Source organism: Nocardioides sp. WS12 (assembly GCF_014108865.1).
In the GTDB taxonomy this organism is placed as follows: Bacteria; Actinomycetota; Actinomycetes; order Propionibacteriales; family Nocardioidaceae; genus Nocardioides.
The window spans coordinates 213,322-228,208 of the sequence record NZ_CP053928.1; the positions used below are offsets into that span (position 1 = coordinate 213,322).

15 protein-coding genes are annotated in these 14,887 nt (G+C 69.1%); 2 read left to right on the plus strand and 13 right to left on the minus strand.

What is annotated here, in order from left to right; translation table 11 throughout:
- Window positions 1–19: 19 nt before the first annotated feature.
- Complete coding sequence (locus tag HRC28_RS00950) at window positions 20–808, plus strand: SDR family oxidoreductase (protein ID WP_182378228.1); 789 nt, start codon at window positions 20–22, stop codon at window positions 806–808.
- Window positions 805–1,596 carry a hotdog domain-containing protein gene (locus tag HRC28_RS00955; protein ID WP_182378229.1) on the plus strand — a complete coding sequence of 264 codons (792 nt, stop codon included), beginning with the start codon at window positions 805–807 and terminating at the stop codon, window positions 1,594–1,596. The genes HRC28_RS00950 and HRC28_RS00955 overlap by 4 nt, the downstream gene beginning before the upstream one ends.
- Before the next feature lie 3 nt (window positions 1,597–1,599).
- Here HRC28_RS00955 and HRC28_RS00960 read toward each other — a convergent pair whose 3' ends face one another.
- The 13 genes from HRC28_RS00960 to HRC28_RS01020 form a co-directional block, all read right to left on the minus strand.
- Complete coding sequence (locus tag HRC28_RS00960; protein ID WP_182378230.1) at window positions 1,600–2,457, minus strand: PaaX family transcriptional regulator C-terminal domain-containing protein; 858 nt, start codon at window positions 2,455–2,457, stop codon at window positions 1,600–1,602.
- A 47-nt stretch (window positions 2,458–2,504) separates the two neighbouring features.
- The gene (locus HRC28_RS00965; protein ID WP_182378231.1) at window positions 2,505–3,308 is read right to left on the minus strand and encodes a FadR/GntR family transcriptional regulator; all 804 of its coding nucleotides are present in this window, start codon (window positions 3,306–3,308) and stop codon (window positions 2,505–2,507) included.
- Window positions 3,309–3,344: 36 nt separating this feature from the next.
- The gene (locus HRC28_RS00970) at window positions 3,345–4,565 is read right to left on the minus strand and encodes an ABC transporter substrate-binding protein (protein ID WP_182378232.1); all 1,221 of its coding nucleotides are present in this window, start codon (window positions 4,563–4,565) and stop codon (window positions 3,345–3,347) included.
- Window positions 4,566–4,610: 45 nt separating this feature from the next.
- Window positions 4,611–5,309 (minus strand): ABC transporter ATP-binding protein, encoded by a 699-nt coding sequence (locus HRC28_RS00975; RefSeq protein ID WP_182378233.1) that lies wholly within the window; start codon window positions 5,307–5,309, stop codon window positions 4,611–4,613.
- On the minus strand, window positions 5,306–6,004 hold the full coding sequence (locus HRC28_RS00980) for an ATP-binding cassette domain-containing protein (protein ID WP_182378234.1): 699 nt from the start codon (window positions 6,002–6,004) through the stop codon (window positions 5,306–5,308). The genes HRC28_RS00975 and HRC28_RS00980 overlap by 4 nt, the downstream gene beginning before the upstream one ends.
- Window positions 5,988–7,127 carry a branched-chain amino acid ABC transporter permease gene (locus tag HRC28_RS00985; protein ID WP_182378235.1) on the minus strand — a complete coding sequence of 380 codons (1,140 nt, stop codon included), beginning with the start codon at window positions 7,125–7,127 and terminating at the stop codon, window positions 5,988–5,990. Before HRC28_RS00985 ends, HRC28_RS00980 begins: the two co-directional genes overlap by 17 nt.
- A complete protein-coding gene (locus HRC28_RS00990; RefSeq protein ID WP_182378236.1) occupies window positions 7,124–7,978 on the minus strand; it encodes a branched-chain amino acid ABC transporter permease in 855 nt (284 codons plus the stop codon). Before HRC28_RS00990 ends, HRC28_RS00985 begins: the two co-directional genes overlap by 4 nt.
- Window positions 7,979–8,091: 113 nt before the next feature.
- Window positions 8,092–9,222, minus strand: a complete 1,131-nt coding sequence (locus HRC28_RS00995; protein ID WP_182378237.1) for an acyl-CoA dehydrogenase family protein — start codon at window positions 9,220–9,222, stop codon at window positions 8,092–8,094.
- Window positions 9,219–11,096 carry an AMP-binding protein gene (locus tag HRC28_RS01000; RefSeq protein WP_182378238.1) on the minus strand — a complete coding sequence of 626 codons (1,878 nt, stop codon included), beginning with the start codon at window positions 11,094–11,096 and terminating at the stop codon, window positions 9,219–9,221. The genes HRC28_RS00995 and HRC28_RS01000 overlap by 4 nt, the downstream gene beginning before the upstream one ends.
- Window positions 11,089–11,880: an SDR family oxidoreductase gene (locus tag HRC28_RS01005; RefSeq protein ID WP_182378239.1), complete on the minus strand. Its 792-nt coding sequence runs from the start codon at window positions 11,878–11,880 to the stop codon at window positions 11,089–11,091. The genes HRC28_RS01000 and HRC28_RS01005 overlap by 8 nt, the downstream gene beginning before the upstream one ends.
- Window positions 11,881–12,022: 142 nt before the next feature.
- The gene (locus tag HRC28_RS01010) at window positions 12,023–12,766 is read right to left on the minus strand and encodes an SDR family oxidoreductase (RefSeq protein WP_182378240.1); all 744 of its coding nucleotides are present in this window, start codon (window positions 12,764–12,766) and stop codon (window positions 12,023–12,025) included.
- A gap of 36 nt (window positions 12,767–12,802) precedes the next feature.
- A complete protein-coding gene (locus tag HRC28_RS01015) occupies window positions 12,803–13,831 on the minus strand; it encodes a hypothetical protein (protein WP_182378241.1) in 1,029 nt (342 codons plus the stop codon).
- A complete protein-coding gene (locus tag HRC28_RS01020) occupies window positions 13,828–14,886 on the minus strand; it encodes a phosphotransferase family protein (protein ID WP_182378242.1) in 1,059 nt (352 codons plus the stop codon). The genes HRC28_RS01015 and HRC28_RS01020 overlap by 4 nt, the downstream gene beginning before the upstream one ends.
- Between the last annotated feature and the right edge of the window lies 1 nt (window position 14,887).

Sequence of the window (14,887 nt, forward strand, 5' to 3'; positions counted from 1 at the left end):
AAATCAACAGGAGGTTCCCATGCCCACTCCCCTCGTCCGAACCTACGCCGACATAGCGGTCCTCATTGCGGGCGGCACATCGGGCGTCGGCCTGGCCACCGCCCGCGCCTTCGCCGATGCCGGCGTACGACGAATCGCCCTCCTGGGGCGGGATTCCGGGCGGGGAGCAGCCGCTCGCCAGCAGGTTGCCGACCACTGCCCGGAGGCCCGGGTCGAGTTCCTGGCGTGCGATGCCGGCGTGGTTGCCCAGGTCGAGGACACCGTCGGCCGAGCGCACGCACTCCTAGGCGGCCTCGACGTCCTGGTGAGTTCAACGACGGCGGCCTATCGGCCCGACCTCCTGCACCGCACCGACCCGGCCGACCTCGAGGCCATCCTCGTCGGCCAGGCGCTGCCGCCCATGCTGCTCACCCGCATCGTCCTGCCGTACCTCCAGGAGCAGGGTGGCGGCAGCATCATCAACATCGCCTCCGACGCGGCGAAGGTGCCGACGCCCGGCGAGGCCGCGCTCGGCGGCGCGATGGCGGCGATCGTGATGTTCTCGAAGGTGGCCGCACTCGAGGCCAAACGCAACGGCGTCCGCGTCAATGTGCTGACCCCCTCGCTGATCGCGGGAACCACGACCGCCGCGAACGTCCTCAGCGACGGCTTCAGCAAGCGGCTGTTCGAGAAGGCTGCCACCCAGGCACACCTCGGGGTCGCCGAGCCCGACGACCTCGCTGCGATGGCGGTCTACCTCGGCGGCCCTGCCGCCGCACGGATCACGGGCCAGACCATCAGCGTCAACGGCGGGGTCTCGGTCGCATGAGCGGCACACCCACGGCGCCGCTCGTCGTCCTCCCGGTCGGCCCCGAGGCCGCCTTCGGCGTCGGGGCCGTCTCGCTCGGACCCGACGGTGTCCACGGAACGATGCCGACGGGTCGGCCGTTCGTCGGACCTGACGGTCGCCCCTCGGTCGGTGCCCTCGGGGTGCTCGTCGACGACGTCACCGGGTACGCCGTCATCCACGGCCTGGTCGACGGCGCATGGTCGGTGAGTGCCGAGATCTGGCTGGACCTGATCGGCTCACTTCCTGACAGCGGCACGGTCTCGGCGAGTGCCCGGGTCGTCCACGCGACCACGGTGTCGGCGTTCACCGAAGGCTGGGTCGCCGACGACGGCGGAGTCCGCATCGCGCAGTGCCGCCAGCGGGGCCGCGCGATCCCGGACAACCCCTTCGACCTCGAGCCGCCGACGTACCACGTGCGCACCGGTGCGACCGACGTGGCGGAACTCATCGGCCTCCAGCCCGTCGACGGGCATACGACCCTGCTCAACATCACGCCGGACCTCGAGAATCCCCGGCACATGCTGCACGGCGGGGTGTCCCTCTGCGCGTCCGAGGTGACGGCCGTCCTGAGCCGTATGGCGGCCGGCGTTGACCTGCCGACGAGCTCGATCCACATCGCCCACACCCGCGGCATTCCCGCAGGGTCGGAGGTGCTCTTCCGGGCCGAGACCCGACACGCCGGTCGGACGTTCTGGATCACCGAGGTGACCGGCTGGGTGAACGGCAAGGTGGCCTGCGTGACCACCGTGTCCGCCCAGAACCTCTGAGCTTCAGGCCGACTCGTCGACGAGTTCCCAGAAGCGGGCGTGCGCCTGCTTCTCCCAGGCGTGCCGTCGCTCAGCCAGGAGGGCCGCTGCTTCGTGACCGACCCACTCGGGCAGCAGGGTCGCCGGCAACTGCGGGTCCCGACGCATGAACCGCTGCTGGAGGTTGAGCAGGTCGAGATAGGTCAGCAGGATCGCGTCCGGATCCGTCGGCTCCTTCGCGGCGCTCTCCTGGTCGAGGAGGCGGCGGTACTGAGCAGCCAGCTCGCTGAGGTCCCAGGACTGCTCCACCAACTGGGCGTCGGTCAGACCCACGCCCACGGTCGGCCCGGTGATGGCGACCGCCGTGTCCTCGAGGCCGAGGTCAGTGACCAGGCGCCGAAGCTCGGGCGCCCGTTCGTTGTGCGGCGTGACCCAGAGGCCGGGGGTCGGATTGCCCATCCCGAGCCAGTCGAGCCCGCCGTACAGGCGCTTGCGGGTGGTGCGCTGCTGCTGGGGAACGCTCACCCAGAGGAACAGCCAGCTGCCGTCCCACGTGTCGTCGGTCCCGAGGTAGGTCTCGGAACGTCGTACGCCCTCCGCGACCAGCTCACGGCCGTGAGCTGCCAGCCGCCATCGGACGGCCCGCCCGACCCGTTCACGTTCCAGCCAGCCCGACGCGGCTGAACGCGCCAGCACCTGGCGTCCCGCGTGGTCCTCGACGCCGAGGCCACCGAGGACCTTGAGCAGCGCGGTCGTCCATGCGCCCTCCGGACGATCGGGCAGCATCTCACCCGCCAGGGTCAGCAGCAGCGAGCGCGCGCTCGGCGGGGGCAGCAGGGAGTCCGCACCCCGCTGGCTCGGCAACACAAGTGCATCGGACATAGAGGACATCGAATCAGCCCGGGCTACCTGTTCGTCGGAGGGTCCACCTAGTGCGCGTGGCCCGTCCAGTCGAGACCGCCGACGACGCCGTCGCCGACGGAGATTCCGTCGGCGACCACGTTGACGTAGGCCTCGACATGACGGGTCATCCGCCGCTGGGCCAACTCCTTGTCACCGGCTCGAATAGCTGCAGTGATGGCCTGATGGGCTCGGCAGGTCTCCGCCCGAACGTGTCCATCGACGCTGCCGGCGTAGCCGGTGGAGTCATAGATCAACTCGGCCAGCGCCTCCATCAGGCCCGACAGCAATTCGTTGCCCGCGGCGCGCGCCACGGCCATGTGCCAGTCGACGTTGGACCGCAGGAACCTGTTGACGTCCTGCGCTTCTGCCATCACGAGGTTGTTCGTGTCCATCTCGAGCAGGTCGACTTCGGTACGCCGCACAGCAGCGAGGCCGGCACAGGCGGGCTCGATCGTTGCGCGTGTCTGGAGCAGCGCCGCAAGGGACACCTGCGTACCACGCACCACCAGGCGCACCGTGCTGGCGATGTCGTGGCCGCTCGGCCGGCGTACGAAGGCGCCGCCTCCACGACCTGAGCGGATCTCCACAAATCCCCTGATCTCGAGGACCCGGAGCGCCTCGCGCACCGAGGTGCGACTCAGGCCGGTCTGCAAGACCATTTCCCGTTCCGGCGGGAGGACCTCGCCCTCGCGAAGGTCGCCCCGGCTGATCCTGCCTGCCAGTTCCTCAGCCAGGACGTCGCTGGCCTTGGGGACGCGAAGCGGTTGCAGCAGCGCCGCTCCGACGACCGGCGCGGGCGGAGGCGACACCCGTGCATCGCTGATGCTCATCTGGTCACCTCCGCCCTCGTCATTTCCGGTTCCTGGTCAGTCGAGCTGGCAGGCCGGGTTCGGCTCCGGGTTGTTCTCCGAAGCGGGGATCGCGGCGGTCGCCACCAAAGCGAGCTTGCCGTCGTCGCCCTTCTTCACCGTTCCGACGTAGGTCGGCGCCTCGATCTGGTGGTCCTCGGCGCGCATCGTGACCTCCCCCTGGATCGAGGTGTAGGTCAGGCCCTCGAGGGCCTTCGCGACATCACCCGGGGTGATGCTTCCGGCCTCCTCGATGCCGGCGAACAGCGTCTGCATGCCGAGGTAACCGTTACCGACGTTCTCGGCCGGACCGTGGCCGTTCTTCTCGGTGTACGCGTCGACGAATGCCTTGGTCTCCGCGTTGTCAGCCGTGGGCATCCAGGAGTTGGTGCCGAGCGCGCCGATCAGGCGCTCGTCGTCCAGGGCCTTGAGGGTGGCCACCGAGAGACCGGTGTTGACGAGCACCGTGTCGTACTTCTGGAGGACGCCGAACTGGAGGCCCTGCTTGAGGAAGTTGACCGCGTCGCCGCCGGCCAGCGAGACGACGAGACCACCCTTGCCGCTGAGCTGGCTCAGGTAGCTGCCGAAGTCCGCGGTGCCCAGCGGCGAGAAGAGCTTGGAGTTGAGCTTGCTGCCCTCCTCCTTGATGGTCTTCTCGACCCCGGCCGTGCTGGTCTGGCCGAAGGAGTAGTCGGCCGCGATGCTGTCCCACTGCGACTCGTCCTCCTCGGTCAGCCAGTAGGCGAGCGTGTTGACCCCGATGGCGTCATTGGCCGTGACGCGGAAGTACCGGGACGTGCACGACTTGCCGGTCAGGTCGTCGCTCTGCCCCTGGGTGCCGATCATCAGGGCGTCCCAGGCTTCGAGCTTCGGGGTGACGGCGGCCATCTCAGGAGAGGAGACCAGGCCAATCACGAACCGGGCGTTCTTCTCCTGGACCAGCTTCTGCGTTGCCGCGAGCGCTCCTTCTGCGGTCCCGAGGTCGTCGGCGAACTCCAGTTCGATCTTGTGTCCGTCGATGCCGCCGTTGGCGTTGGCCTCGTCCGCGGCGAACTGGATGCCCTCGCGCTGCTCCGCGCCGTACGCGGCGTACGGCCCCGACTCGGGGGTGACGACCGCGATCCGGATCGGGCCGTCGGCGTCCTGCTCAGTCGTGCTGGCCGCCCCTCCCGAACAGGCCGCGGTGCTGATCATCAGCCCGGTCAGTGCAGCACCGAGGCAGACTCGTGTGTTCTTCATCAGGTTCTCCAATCAGGTCGGCCGGACGGCCGGGCCAGGGGTGGGTCAGACCCCGACGAGATCGCGAAGCGTCTCGCTCGAGGTGTCTTCGATGCGGCCCTCGGCGACCGTCTCGCCCTTGAGCAGTACGGCGTACCGGTCAGCGAGTCGGGTGACGAGGTCCAGGCGTTGCTCGATGAGCAACATCGACGTGCCTGCCATCTTGAGGTCGGCGAGGCAGTCTCCGAGAAGATCAATGACCACCGGCGCGAGTCCCTCGGAAGGTTCGTCGAGGAGCAGCACACGCGGGTTGGACATCAGGGCACGGCCGATGGCCAGCATCTGCTGCTGGCCACCGCTCAGGTGCGTGCCGAGCGAGCGGCGGCGCTCCTTGAGATCGGGGAACATCCGGTACACCGCGGCGAGGTCCCACGGTCCCTTCCGGTTCGGGGCGGACCCGATCTGGAGGTTCTCCTCGACGGTGAGCGAGGACAGGATCCATCGCCCCTGCGGGACCAGCGCCGCACCCAGGCAGGCCGCCTCGTGCGGGGACTTGCCACGGAGCGGCTTGCCGCCGACGGCAATGGTCCCGCCCTTGAGGTGCGCGATGCCGAACATCGAGTTGAGGCTGGTGGTCTTGCCCACCCCGTTGGGACCGAGCAGTGCGAACGACTCGCCCTCGGCGACCGCGAAGGACAGCCCGTCGAGGATGAGCGCGTCGTCGTAGTAGGCGCGCACGCCGTCGAAGGTCAGCACGTCACTCATGCCGCACTCCTTCCCAGGTACGCCGCCATGACCTCAGGGTCACGACGAACCTGTTGCGGGTCGCCGTCCGCGATCACTGCGCCCTGGGCCAGCACGGTGAGCCGGTCGCACACGCGGTAGACGACCTCGAGGTGGTGCTCGACGAGGACGACGGTCATGCCGCGCTCGCGCACCAGGGCAGCCAGGTGATCGGCCAACGCGATGCTCTCCTCCCGGGAGAGACCGGCCGCCGGCTCGTCGAGGAGCACCAGGGCCGGTGCGCCGAGCAGTGCGAGCGCGATGTCGACGCGGCGTTGTTCGCCGTACCCGATCTCGGCGGGCGTGTGGGGCAGGCAGGGGCCCAGCGCCAGGGCAGCGACGACAGCGTCCACGTCACGCTCCCCCACCAGGTGGGCCGCGACGTCGAGTTGATCGGCAACGGTGAGCTCCGGGTAGACGCTGATCCGCTGGAAGGAGCGGGCGATTCCGATGTGGCGGCGGCGTGGTCCCGCCATCCGGGTGATGTCGCGACCCTGGAAGTGCACCGTCCCCGCGGTCGGTCGGAGCCGACCGGAGATCAGGTCGATACAGGTGCTCTTGCCGGCACCGTTGGGACCGATGAGTCCGTGGATGGAACCCTCGGCCACCTCCAGCGACACCTGGTTGACGGCCTTGACGCTGCCGTAGGCGAAGGTCAGATCATCGAGCTTGAGCACGACGGCCTCCTTGAGTCGAGTGCGGGACGGTGGATGGATCGGGTTGGTCGCGCCGGACGCGCAACCGGGAGGTGACCGCCGTGAAGGCTCGTTCGAGGATCTCGACGCAGCCGCCCGGTGCCACCAGGACCACGACGATCAGGACGGCGCCCAGCACTGCCTGGTAGTGGTTGCCGCTGCCGGCGAGGTAGTTCTGGAGCAGGATGAAGAGCACGGCGCCGAGGGGTGGACCGAGCACGCTGCGCACCCCGCCGATCACCGCCACGATGAGGGCGAGACCGGACGTCGACCAGAACAGCGCGGTGAGCGAGATGAAGCTGGTCGTCACCAGGTTGAGCGATCCGGCGATGCTGGCGACGAGACCCGAGACAGTGAACGCCACGACCCGTGGCCAGTAGGTGGCGTAGCCGGAGAAGCGCATCCGCTCCTCGTTGTCGCGGATCGAGGCGAGGCGCCGACCCCACGTGCTGCGGCTCAGCACCCAGAGCGCGGCCATCACGGTCATCAGCACGCCCCAGACCAGCGGCCAGGCCTCGACCGGGTTGCCGTACATGACGACGTCCTTGCCGAGGAGGGCACCGTCGAGCTGGACGTTGAGGCCGTCGACCCCGCGGGTGATCGAGTGCAGTTGTCCGCCGGCGACCCAGGCGAGCATCCCGATGGCGAGGGTGAGCATCGCGAAGGCGATGCCGGGGACCCGGATCGTCACCAGCGCGACCACCAGGGCGGCAAGGGTTCCGCCGCCGATCCCGGCGAGCAGGGTCAGCCCGATAGGGAGGTCGGCATGCTGCGCGACGTAGGCAGTGCCATAGCCCGCGATGCCGTAGAAGGCCGCGTGACCGAAGCTGAGCTGGCCGGTCTGGCGCAACAGCCAGCCGATGCTGAGGGCGAGGAGGCCCATGATCATCGCCTGCTGGGCCAGCTGGAGCTGGTAGAGGCTGATCACCCACGGCGCCCCCAGGCCGGCGATGGCGAGGACGAGCCAGCCCAGCACCTGCCAGCGGGCAGAGCGATTGGCGCGCCGCAAGGTCTCGGCGACGGTCGGGCCGTGAGTCGGCGGCGGAGTGACAGCCAGCGGCTCGGCGACGTCGCCAGCGGTGATGTCGGTCGGGGAGCTGATCACAGCGCCGTCCTCCTTCCGGCGATGCCCTGCGGTCGCAGGAGCAGCACCACGAGCATCAGCAAATAGGGCACGTACGCGGCGAGCGTGGGCAGCTGCACCGTGGCCAGCGCGTTGGCCATGCCGATCAGCAGCGCGGCGATCATGGGCCCGCCGATGCTCCCGAGACCGCCGACGACCACGACGATGAAGGTGGTGATCAGGATCTCGGTGCCCATGGCGGGCGACAGCGTCAGGTACGGACCAGCCAGCACGCCGGCCAGACCGGCGAGGCCGAACCCGAGGGCCACGACGGTGGCACTGACCCGGTCGACGTTGACACCCATCGCTCCCGCGGTCACCCGGTCGTCGCCGGAAGCACGCACGAAGAGACCGGTGCGGGAGAACTTGAGCCAGGCCATCAGGCCGGCGCAGACAAGAAGTCCCATCACGATCACGAACAAGCGGTACGTCGGGTAGGTCGCGAGCCCGAGGTCGGTCGTTCCGGCGAGCACGGCAGGCGGGTCGATCGTACGAGCCTCGGTCCCCCACACCGTCTGCACCACATCGGCCACCACGAAGGTGATGCCGAAAGTCAGCAGCACCATGTCGAGCGGACTGCGCCCGACCAGGAAGCGCAGGCCGTAGCGGTCAACCAGCAGTCCCGCGACGGCCAACAGGATCGGCACGGTGACGAGGGCGATCCAGAACGAGGTTCGGTCAGAGATCGAGAGGGCGACGTACGCCGCCAGCATGTAGATGGCGCCGTGAGCGAAGTTCACGACACCGCGGAGTCCGAAGATCAACGCCAGTCCCGAGGAAAGGACGAGGAGGAGGACGCCGAACGCGAGGCCGTTCAGCACCTGGACAAACATGGAGCCTCCAGTGGATGGGACACAGATGGGTCTGAGTGGGGTGGGCAGGGTGAACCATCCGGGGACCCGGGCGGGTCCGCGGTGGCGAGGGAGGAAACGGCGGCGGCGCCGGGTCAGCGCACCTGTTCGTGGGCGGAGTAGGCGTGCTTGGCGACGAGCATCTTCTGGAGCTCGTTCGCGCCCTCCCAGATCTGGGTGACCTTGGCGTCGCGCATCATCCGCTCGACGGGGTAGTCGCGCATGTAGCCGTTGCCGCCGTGCAACTGGACCGCCGTGGTGGTCACGGACATGGCGGTGTCGGAGCAGAAGAGCTTGGCCATCGACACCGCGGCACGCGCCTCGCCGGTGTTGTCCGATGCGAGGTCGCACGCCCGCCGTAGCAGGGCACGTCCTGCCTCGATGGACGTCGCCATCTCGGCGACCATCCCGCGCACCATCTGGAATCGGGCCAGTTTCTTGCCGAACTGCTCGCGCTGGGAGGTGTAGGCAAGGGCCTCTTCGAAGGCCCCCTGCGCGATGCCCAGTGCATGGGCGGCGATCAATGGGCGCGTGTAGGTCAGGGTGTCCATCATGTAGCGGTAGCCCTGGGTCGGGTCGCCGACGACGCGGTCGTCGGGAACGACGCAGTCGTCGAGGTGCAGGTCTGCGGTCGGGAACCCGTGCATGCCCATCTTCTCCTCGGGCTTGCCGAAGCCCAGGCCCTCGGTGTTGGCCTCCACGAGGAAGACCCCGTAGTGCTTCTCGCCCGTGCGGGCCAGGACGGCATACCAGCTGGCATGGGCGGCGTTGGAGATGAAGCGCTTCGCGCCATTGAGTCGCCAGCCACCGTCGACCTTCTCCGCGCGGGTCCTGAGCGCTGCAAGGTCGGTCCCGCCGGTGGGCTCGGTGAGGCAGAAGCTGGCGAGCTCCTCCCCACGGGCCACGGCCGGCACCACCTTCGCGGCAAGTTCCGGATCGGCGTACTGGACGACGGGAGTCATCGCGGCCCAGGGAGTCAGCAACACGCTCGCCGAGCTGGCGCAGACGCGGGCGATCTCCTCGACCGCCGCGACCTGGGTGTGCAGGTCGGCTCCGGAGCCGCCGAGGTGCTCGGGGAAGGCAAGGCCGGAGAGCCCCATGTCACGGAACGCCGCCCGCGCGTGCTCGGGCAGGTCTCCCGTCCGGTCGACCTCCGCCGCCATCGGCTTGATCCGCGCTCCAGCCATCTTGCGGACTGCCGCGCGGAAGTCATCGGTGTCGCTCATCGGGCCACCTCAGCCAGCCGGATCCGGGTGGCGAACTCGAAGCCTGTCACCGCTCGACGCAGGTCGTCCTCGACCGCGGCGTCGTGCAGGACGACGTCGACGACGAGGCGGGACCCGGACTGGTCGAGGCTGACCTCGGCGCTCGGGTCGAAGGAACGGGCGAGGTCCCCGGCAGCCCGGGTCACCGCGTGGGCCCGCAGGACTGGCTTGGACACCTTGCCGACCGGGGTCAGGGGGATCTCGTCGATGACGACGACCTCGACAGGTACGGCGGCGCGCTCGTGCACGTGGGTCCGGCAGAACTCGAGCAGTTCCGCGGGATCGAGGGTCGCCCCGGCACGGGCCTCGACGTAGGCGATCGGCAACTCGCCCTTGGCCAGGTCCGGGCGGCCGATGGCGGCCACGAGGTGGACGTCCGGATGCTCGGCGAGGACGTCCTCGATGGCGCGTGGGTCGATGTTGTGTCCGCCCCGGATGATCAGGTCCTTGGCGCGGCCGAACACCCAGATGTAGCCGCTCTCGTCGACGCTGCCAAGGTCCCCGGTGTTGCCCCACCGCCAGTCCTCCGGCATCTCGCCGGGCACTCCGCTCGGGAAGTAGTCGCGGTCCAGTTCGGCGTTGGCATAGCCGGACATCACGGTCGGGGTCGCGGTCAGGAGTACGCCGCGTTCACCCGGCGCACAGTCCCGGAGCCAGTGACCGTCTGCGTCGAGTTCAACGGCCTTGACCCTGACGAATGGCAACGGTCGACCGACCGATCCCACCCGGGGTTGGGTTCCGTCGTTGAAGTGGCCGGTCGTCGTACCGTGCATCTCGGTCATGCCCCAGTTCTCGCGCAGCCAGATCCCGAAGCGATCGTGGAAGGCGCGCACCAGTTCCATCGGTACCGCGCTACCACCGCAGTGGAAGTCTCGGACGACGCACCCATCGGCGCCGCCGTCACCGTGCAACAGGGCGAGCGCCGTCGTCGGCGTGGCCAGCAACGAGGTGACCCGGTAGTGGCGGGCGATGTCCCAGAAGGACGCCACCGCTTCGCGGGAACGGAAGCCGACCTCGGTGAGGGTCAGCAGGGTGCCGCCGAAGATGACGGTGCGCAAGCCCAGGGAGATGGTGCCGCCACAATGGAAGTTCGGCATCCCATGCGCGGTGACGCCATCGGGCTCGTTCCCCATCAGGGAAGCGACATTCCACGCGACCTGGAGCTGTCCGGCCTGGCTCATCCGCACCAGCTTCGGCGTTCCGGTCGTGCCGCCCGTCGGCTGCATCAGGGCGTCACGTCGCGGGTCCTGATCTGCCTCGGCGTCGAGGTGGCCGCCGTGATCGGCGGCCCGACTCCTGAGGTCCAGCGCGGGATCGGCGTCGTCGACGTACAGGACTTCGACGAGCGAGGGCACCTCCGCCCGGAGAGTGGCGATGCCGCCCTTGGCCTCGAGCAGGCCACGCGTCGTGACGAGCACGGTCGCCCGGGTCTCGTGGAGGATCGCCGCAACGGGCGCGAGGTCCAGGAACGGATTGAGTGGTACGCCGACACCGGCCGTTTGCGCGCCCCACAGCGCACTGAGGCCCTCGGGCACCATCGGCAGCATCAGCCCGACGACCGAGTCGACGTTTCCGGCGATGCGGCGGAACAGCCCGGCTGTCGCTTCGACGTCCGCGACGAGCTGGCGATAGGTCACCGTCCGGTTCGGCGTGAGGAAGTCCGGCGCCTCGATCTGGATGATCGCCGGCTTGTCCGGGTGCTGCGCGGCGACGTACTGCAGGCAACCGAGGATCGTCTGCGCGGGCAGCAGGTCGCTGGCGTCGTACGTCGCCTCGATCTCGGCGACGTCCTCGGCGCTGCGGATCCGCTTGCGGACCAGGGTCGGCTCAGACAACGGAGATCCCCCCGTTCACGCTGACCACCTGTCCGGTGATCCGGCGCGAGCGCGGCGACGTGAGGAACAGCGCCGCGTGCGCCAGGTCGCTGGGCTCGGTCATGCCGAGCGCAGCCTGGCGGGAGATCTTGTCGAAGATCTTCTTGCTGAACTCCTGGGACATCGCCCGGTCGAAGGACGCGGTGTCCGTGATCAGCGAGGGCGTCAGGACGTTCACGCGGATGCCGTCGCGCTTCGCTTCGACGGCGAGGGTCTGGGAGAAGGTGACGATCGCGGCCATCGCGGCACCGATTCCGGTCTCGCCGGGCGTCGGCACCTTCGCCGCGTCGCTGGCGATGTTGACGATCGCGCCGGAGCCCTGGCTGCGCAGGTAGGGCAGCACCGCCCGGTTCATCAGCAGCGGGCCCAGTGCCTGCTGGACGAGGATCTCGCGCAGCTGCTCGATGGCGATGTCGTGCAGCAGCGTCGGTTGGTACGGCGCCACGGTCGAGCAGACGAGGACATCGATCCGGCCGAGCAGGCGGTGCGCCGTCTCGGCCGCTTCGAGCGCCGACTCGGGGTCGTTGAGGTCAGCGGAGATGAACTCGACGTGGGCGGCGGGTGCGTGCTCGAGCACGGCCTCGACGGCGCGCTTGCCACGCTGTTCGTTGCGGCCGATGACGACCAGTTCCGTGCAGCCCGCCCGGACGTACTCGATGGCGGTCGCAAGGCCGACGCCCGAGGTTCCGCCGGCGATGACAACACCCTGGCCGGCGAACTCACCCGCGAAATCCGTGGAACTCATCGGCTTCCTCCATCAACGTCGTCTGGTCTGACCATTCACCGATGCAAAGTGACGTACACCACTGACCGGTGCACATGAACCTAGACTGACGTTTGACAGTTATCAACCCCCAATGCACGAAATTGTCCAACCAAAATGGGATTCAGGCCCAGATGCCTCCAGGCCGACCACCGTCGGCCGTGATCACGGCGCCATTGGCGGGCCGCCCCCGCGGCGACGCGAGGAAGACGATCAGGTCGGCCACCTCGGCAGCAGTGATCGGCCGCCCCAGGGCATTGCGCGCCGCGACATCGACGAGGCCCGCGTCGCCCTGGTGCGGATCGGCCAGCGTCAACCCCGGATGGACGCAGGTCACTGCGATGCCGTCGGACCCAAGGTCATCGGCGAGGTTCTTGGTCAACGCAACGACGGAGATATTGCGGACCGAGCCCGCGATCGACCCGGTCGACCGGGCATTCATGCCACTGACGTTCACGATCGCGCCGCCGGCGCGGCGGAGGTACGGCGCTGCGGCGCGCGCCACCCGCGCGTAGCCGAGGACCTTGGTGTCCACGTGGCGCAAGAGGTCCTCGTCGACCAGGCCGGCGAGCCCGGGGACCTGGTCGGGCAGGGCGCGTGGCGCAGCGCAGTTGACCACGACGTCAAGACGTCCGAGGAGGTCAGCGGCCTCCGCCACAGCCTGGCGCACGGCGCCGTCGTCCGTCGTGTCCGCAGCCACGAATCCGGCCGCGCCGATCTCGGCAGCCGTGGCAGCCAGCGTCTCCTCGTCGCGGCCGAGAATGACGACGGAGGCGCCTTCGCGGATCAGAGCGACCGCCACCGCCCGGCCGATTCCGCGGTTGCCGCCGGTGACGAGCGCGCCTGAGCCGTTGAGTTCGAGGTCCATGTCGGTCAGTCAACCCGGTCCGACCGACGACCCGGTTCAGACCAGCGTCGCCTGATAGCTGTACGACGACGAGCGGGTCAGTGCGAACTCGAAGATGCCGGAGCCGGGGCTGCCCGCCCAGTCGAACGAGCAGAGCCGGTCCGTCAGCGAGGAGTCCAGGGTCCGCTGGGTGACCGAGCCGTCGAGCGGGTAGACCTCGCCCTCCACGTGGTCGCGGCCGAGCGCCTTGCCGTGGTGGCCGCCGTACCCACCTCCGGCCATGTAACCGCCACCAGCAGAGGCGTCGGTGTCGATCGGGTAGACCGCACCGGAGGCAGTGGTGACCTGCACCCTTCCCGACTTCAGGTCGAGCTCGTCGTCGAACACGAGGTCGTGGCGGACGTCGACGATCTCGTCAAGGGTGCCGTCGGTGTGCATGACCGCACCTTCGAGCAGGATCCGGCCACCGGTGCGCGACTCGACCAGGAGGAAGCCGACGGAGCGGTCCTCGAACTGCGCCTGGTACCAGATGTGCAGGCCCTGGCCACCGGCCATCGTGCGTACGCCGCGGGACCGGTCGCGCTGGCTGTACCAGCGCTCGACCTGCTGTTCGACGCCGTCAATGGTCAACGTGCCGGTTGCCCACCCCGACTGGAAGAGGTGCGAGAACGACGTGGTCTCGCCGGACGAGTTCGTCACGTCGATGTCACCCCACCACGCGGGCGTACGGGCTTCCCACGTGAGGTCGAAGGTCATCCCGGTCGGGTTCTCGCCCAACGTGGCGCGCCACGTCTTGTTGGGTTCCACGACCTCGAAGCTGAAGGGGCCACACGTTCCGACGGCCGTGGCCGACAGCTCCGTTGAGTAGCGCGCGTTGCGCTGTTCGGTCGGTGTCGACAGGATCGCGAAGCCGTCGACCGTGTCCCGGACAGGGTGCAGACCCAGTCCGAAGAGCACCGACGGTGCGGTCGCATCGGTCGGGTGGACGTTGAAGACGAACCGGTCGAAGAACCGATCAGGCAGCCCCGCGGCCTCTTCGGCCCGGATGATCCGGTCGTGGAACGTCTCGTGGAAGCGCGTGCTCATGGGGATTCCTCTTGCTCGGGTTCGGGAGGCGGGGGCAGGCCCGCTGTGCGGTGCGCATCAACCAGGAACGCCTGCACGAGAGCCTGGTCGGCGTAGTACGGGTCGCCGACGCCACGGACGGCACGCCTTCGGCCGTACTCGTAGAGCACCGCCAGCTTCCAGAGCGCCGCCGCGGTGTACCAGTTCAGGGCGGACAGGTCGGCGCCCGTGCGCTCGGCGTAGCGCGCGGCCAGCTCGTCCCGCGTGGGGTAGCCGTCCTCGAGCAGGGCGGTGCTCAGTTCCTGCGTCGGATTGACCGGAGCGCCGACCGGCACCGAGGCCAGGAAGTACCCCAGGTCGAAGAGCGGGTCACCGAGGGTGGCCAGCTCCCAGTCCAGGACTGCTGCGATCGTCCCCGGCGACTCGGCGGAGCAGACCACGTTGCCGATACGGAAGTCGTTGTGGACGATCGTGGCGCCCGACTCAGCGGGAACGCGTTCGCGCAACCAGGCCTCGGCAGCGGCGAAGTGCGCGGGCGGGTTTCCGTCCGCATCGGCCACCAGACGGGCCATCCGCGAGAGGTGGCGGGCGTTGAAGCCCTCCGGCCGTCCCAGGCCACCGAGGCCGACGGCCTGCCAGTCGACGGCGTGGAGGTCGGCCAGCGTGTCCACCAGGGACTCCCCGAGGCGGCGACGTACGGCGGGGTCGTCGAGCGGCGCCGGACTGGTCGTGGTGATCACGGGGCCGGCCGAGAAGCCCATGACGTAGAAGTCCACATCCAGCAGTTCGCCCGCCACGGACGTGGCGTGGAGCTCTGCCACCGGCACGGGCGTGTCGGCCAGGGCGCCGATGATCCGGGCCTCCCGCAACATGTCGTGCCCGCCCGGCGGCGTCGGCGGCGGTGGCGGGCGCCGCAGCACGACCTGACTGCCCCTGGCGTCAGAGACCAGGTAGGTGAGGTTGGAGTGCCCGTCGCCAATGGGCTTCGTCGTCACCGGCCCTGATGTCAGGCCGCGTTTCTCGAGGAAGACGGCCAGGTCTTCCTGTTGCTCCGCAGACCAGTTCCAGTCACTCATC

Excerpts from the sequence above, each read along its gene's own strand:
- HRC28_RS00950 (WP_182378228.1), top strand. The coding sequence starts at position 20 with ATGCCCACTCCCCTCGTCCGAACCTACGCCGACATAGCGGTCCTCATT.
- HRC28_RS00955 (WP_182378229.1), top strand. The coding sequence starts at position 805 with ATGAGCGGCACACCCACGGCGCCGCTCGTCGTCCTCCCGGTCGGCCCC.
- HRC28_RS00960 (WP_182378230.1), bottom strand. The coding sequence starts at position 2,457 with ATGTCCGATGCACTTGTGTTGCCGAGCCAGCGGGGTGCGGACTCCCTG.
- HRC28_RS00965 (WP_182378231.1), bottom strand. The coding sequence starts at position 3,308 with ATGAGCATCAGCGATGCACGGGTGTCGCCTCCGCCCGCGCCGGTCGTC.
- HRC28_RS00970 (WP_182378232.1), bottom strand. The coding sequence starts at position 4,565 with ATGAAGAACACACGAGTCTGCCTCGGTGCTGCACTGACCGGGCTGATG.
- HRC28_RS00975 (WP_182378233.1), bottom strand. The coding sequence starts at position 5,309 with ATGAGTGACGTGCTGACCTTCGACGGCGTGCGCGCCTACTACGACGAC.
- HRC28_RS00990 (WP_182378236.1), bottom strand. The coding sequence starts at position 7,978 with ATGTTTGTCCAGGTGCTGAACGGCCTCGCGTTCGGCGTCCTCCTCCTC.
- HRC28_RS00995 (WP_182378237.1), bottom strand. The coding sequence starts at position 9,222 with ATGAGCGACACCGATGACTTCCGCGCGGCAGTCCGCAAGATGGCTGGA.
- HRC28_RS01005 (WP_182378239.1), bottom strand. The coding sequence starts at position 11,880 with ATGAGTTCCACGGATTTCGCGGGTGAGTTCGCCGGCCAGGGTGTTGTC.
- HRC28_RS01010 (WP_182378240.1), bottom strand. The coding sequence starts at position 12,766 with ATGGACCTCGAACTCAACGGCTCAGGCGCGCTCGTCACCGGCGGCAAC.
- HRC28_RS01015 (WP_182378241.1), bottom strand. The coding sequence starts at position 13,831 with ATGAGCACGCGCTTCCACGAGACGTTCCACGACCGGATCATCCGGGCC.
- HRC28_RS01020 (WP_182378242.1), bottom strand. The coding sequence starts at position 14,886 with ATGAGTGACTGGAACTGGTCTGCGGAGCAACAGGAAGACCTGGCCGTC.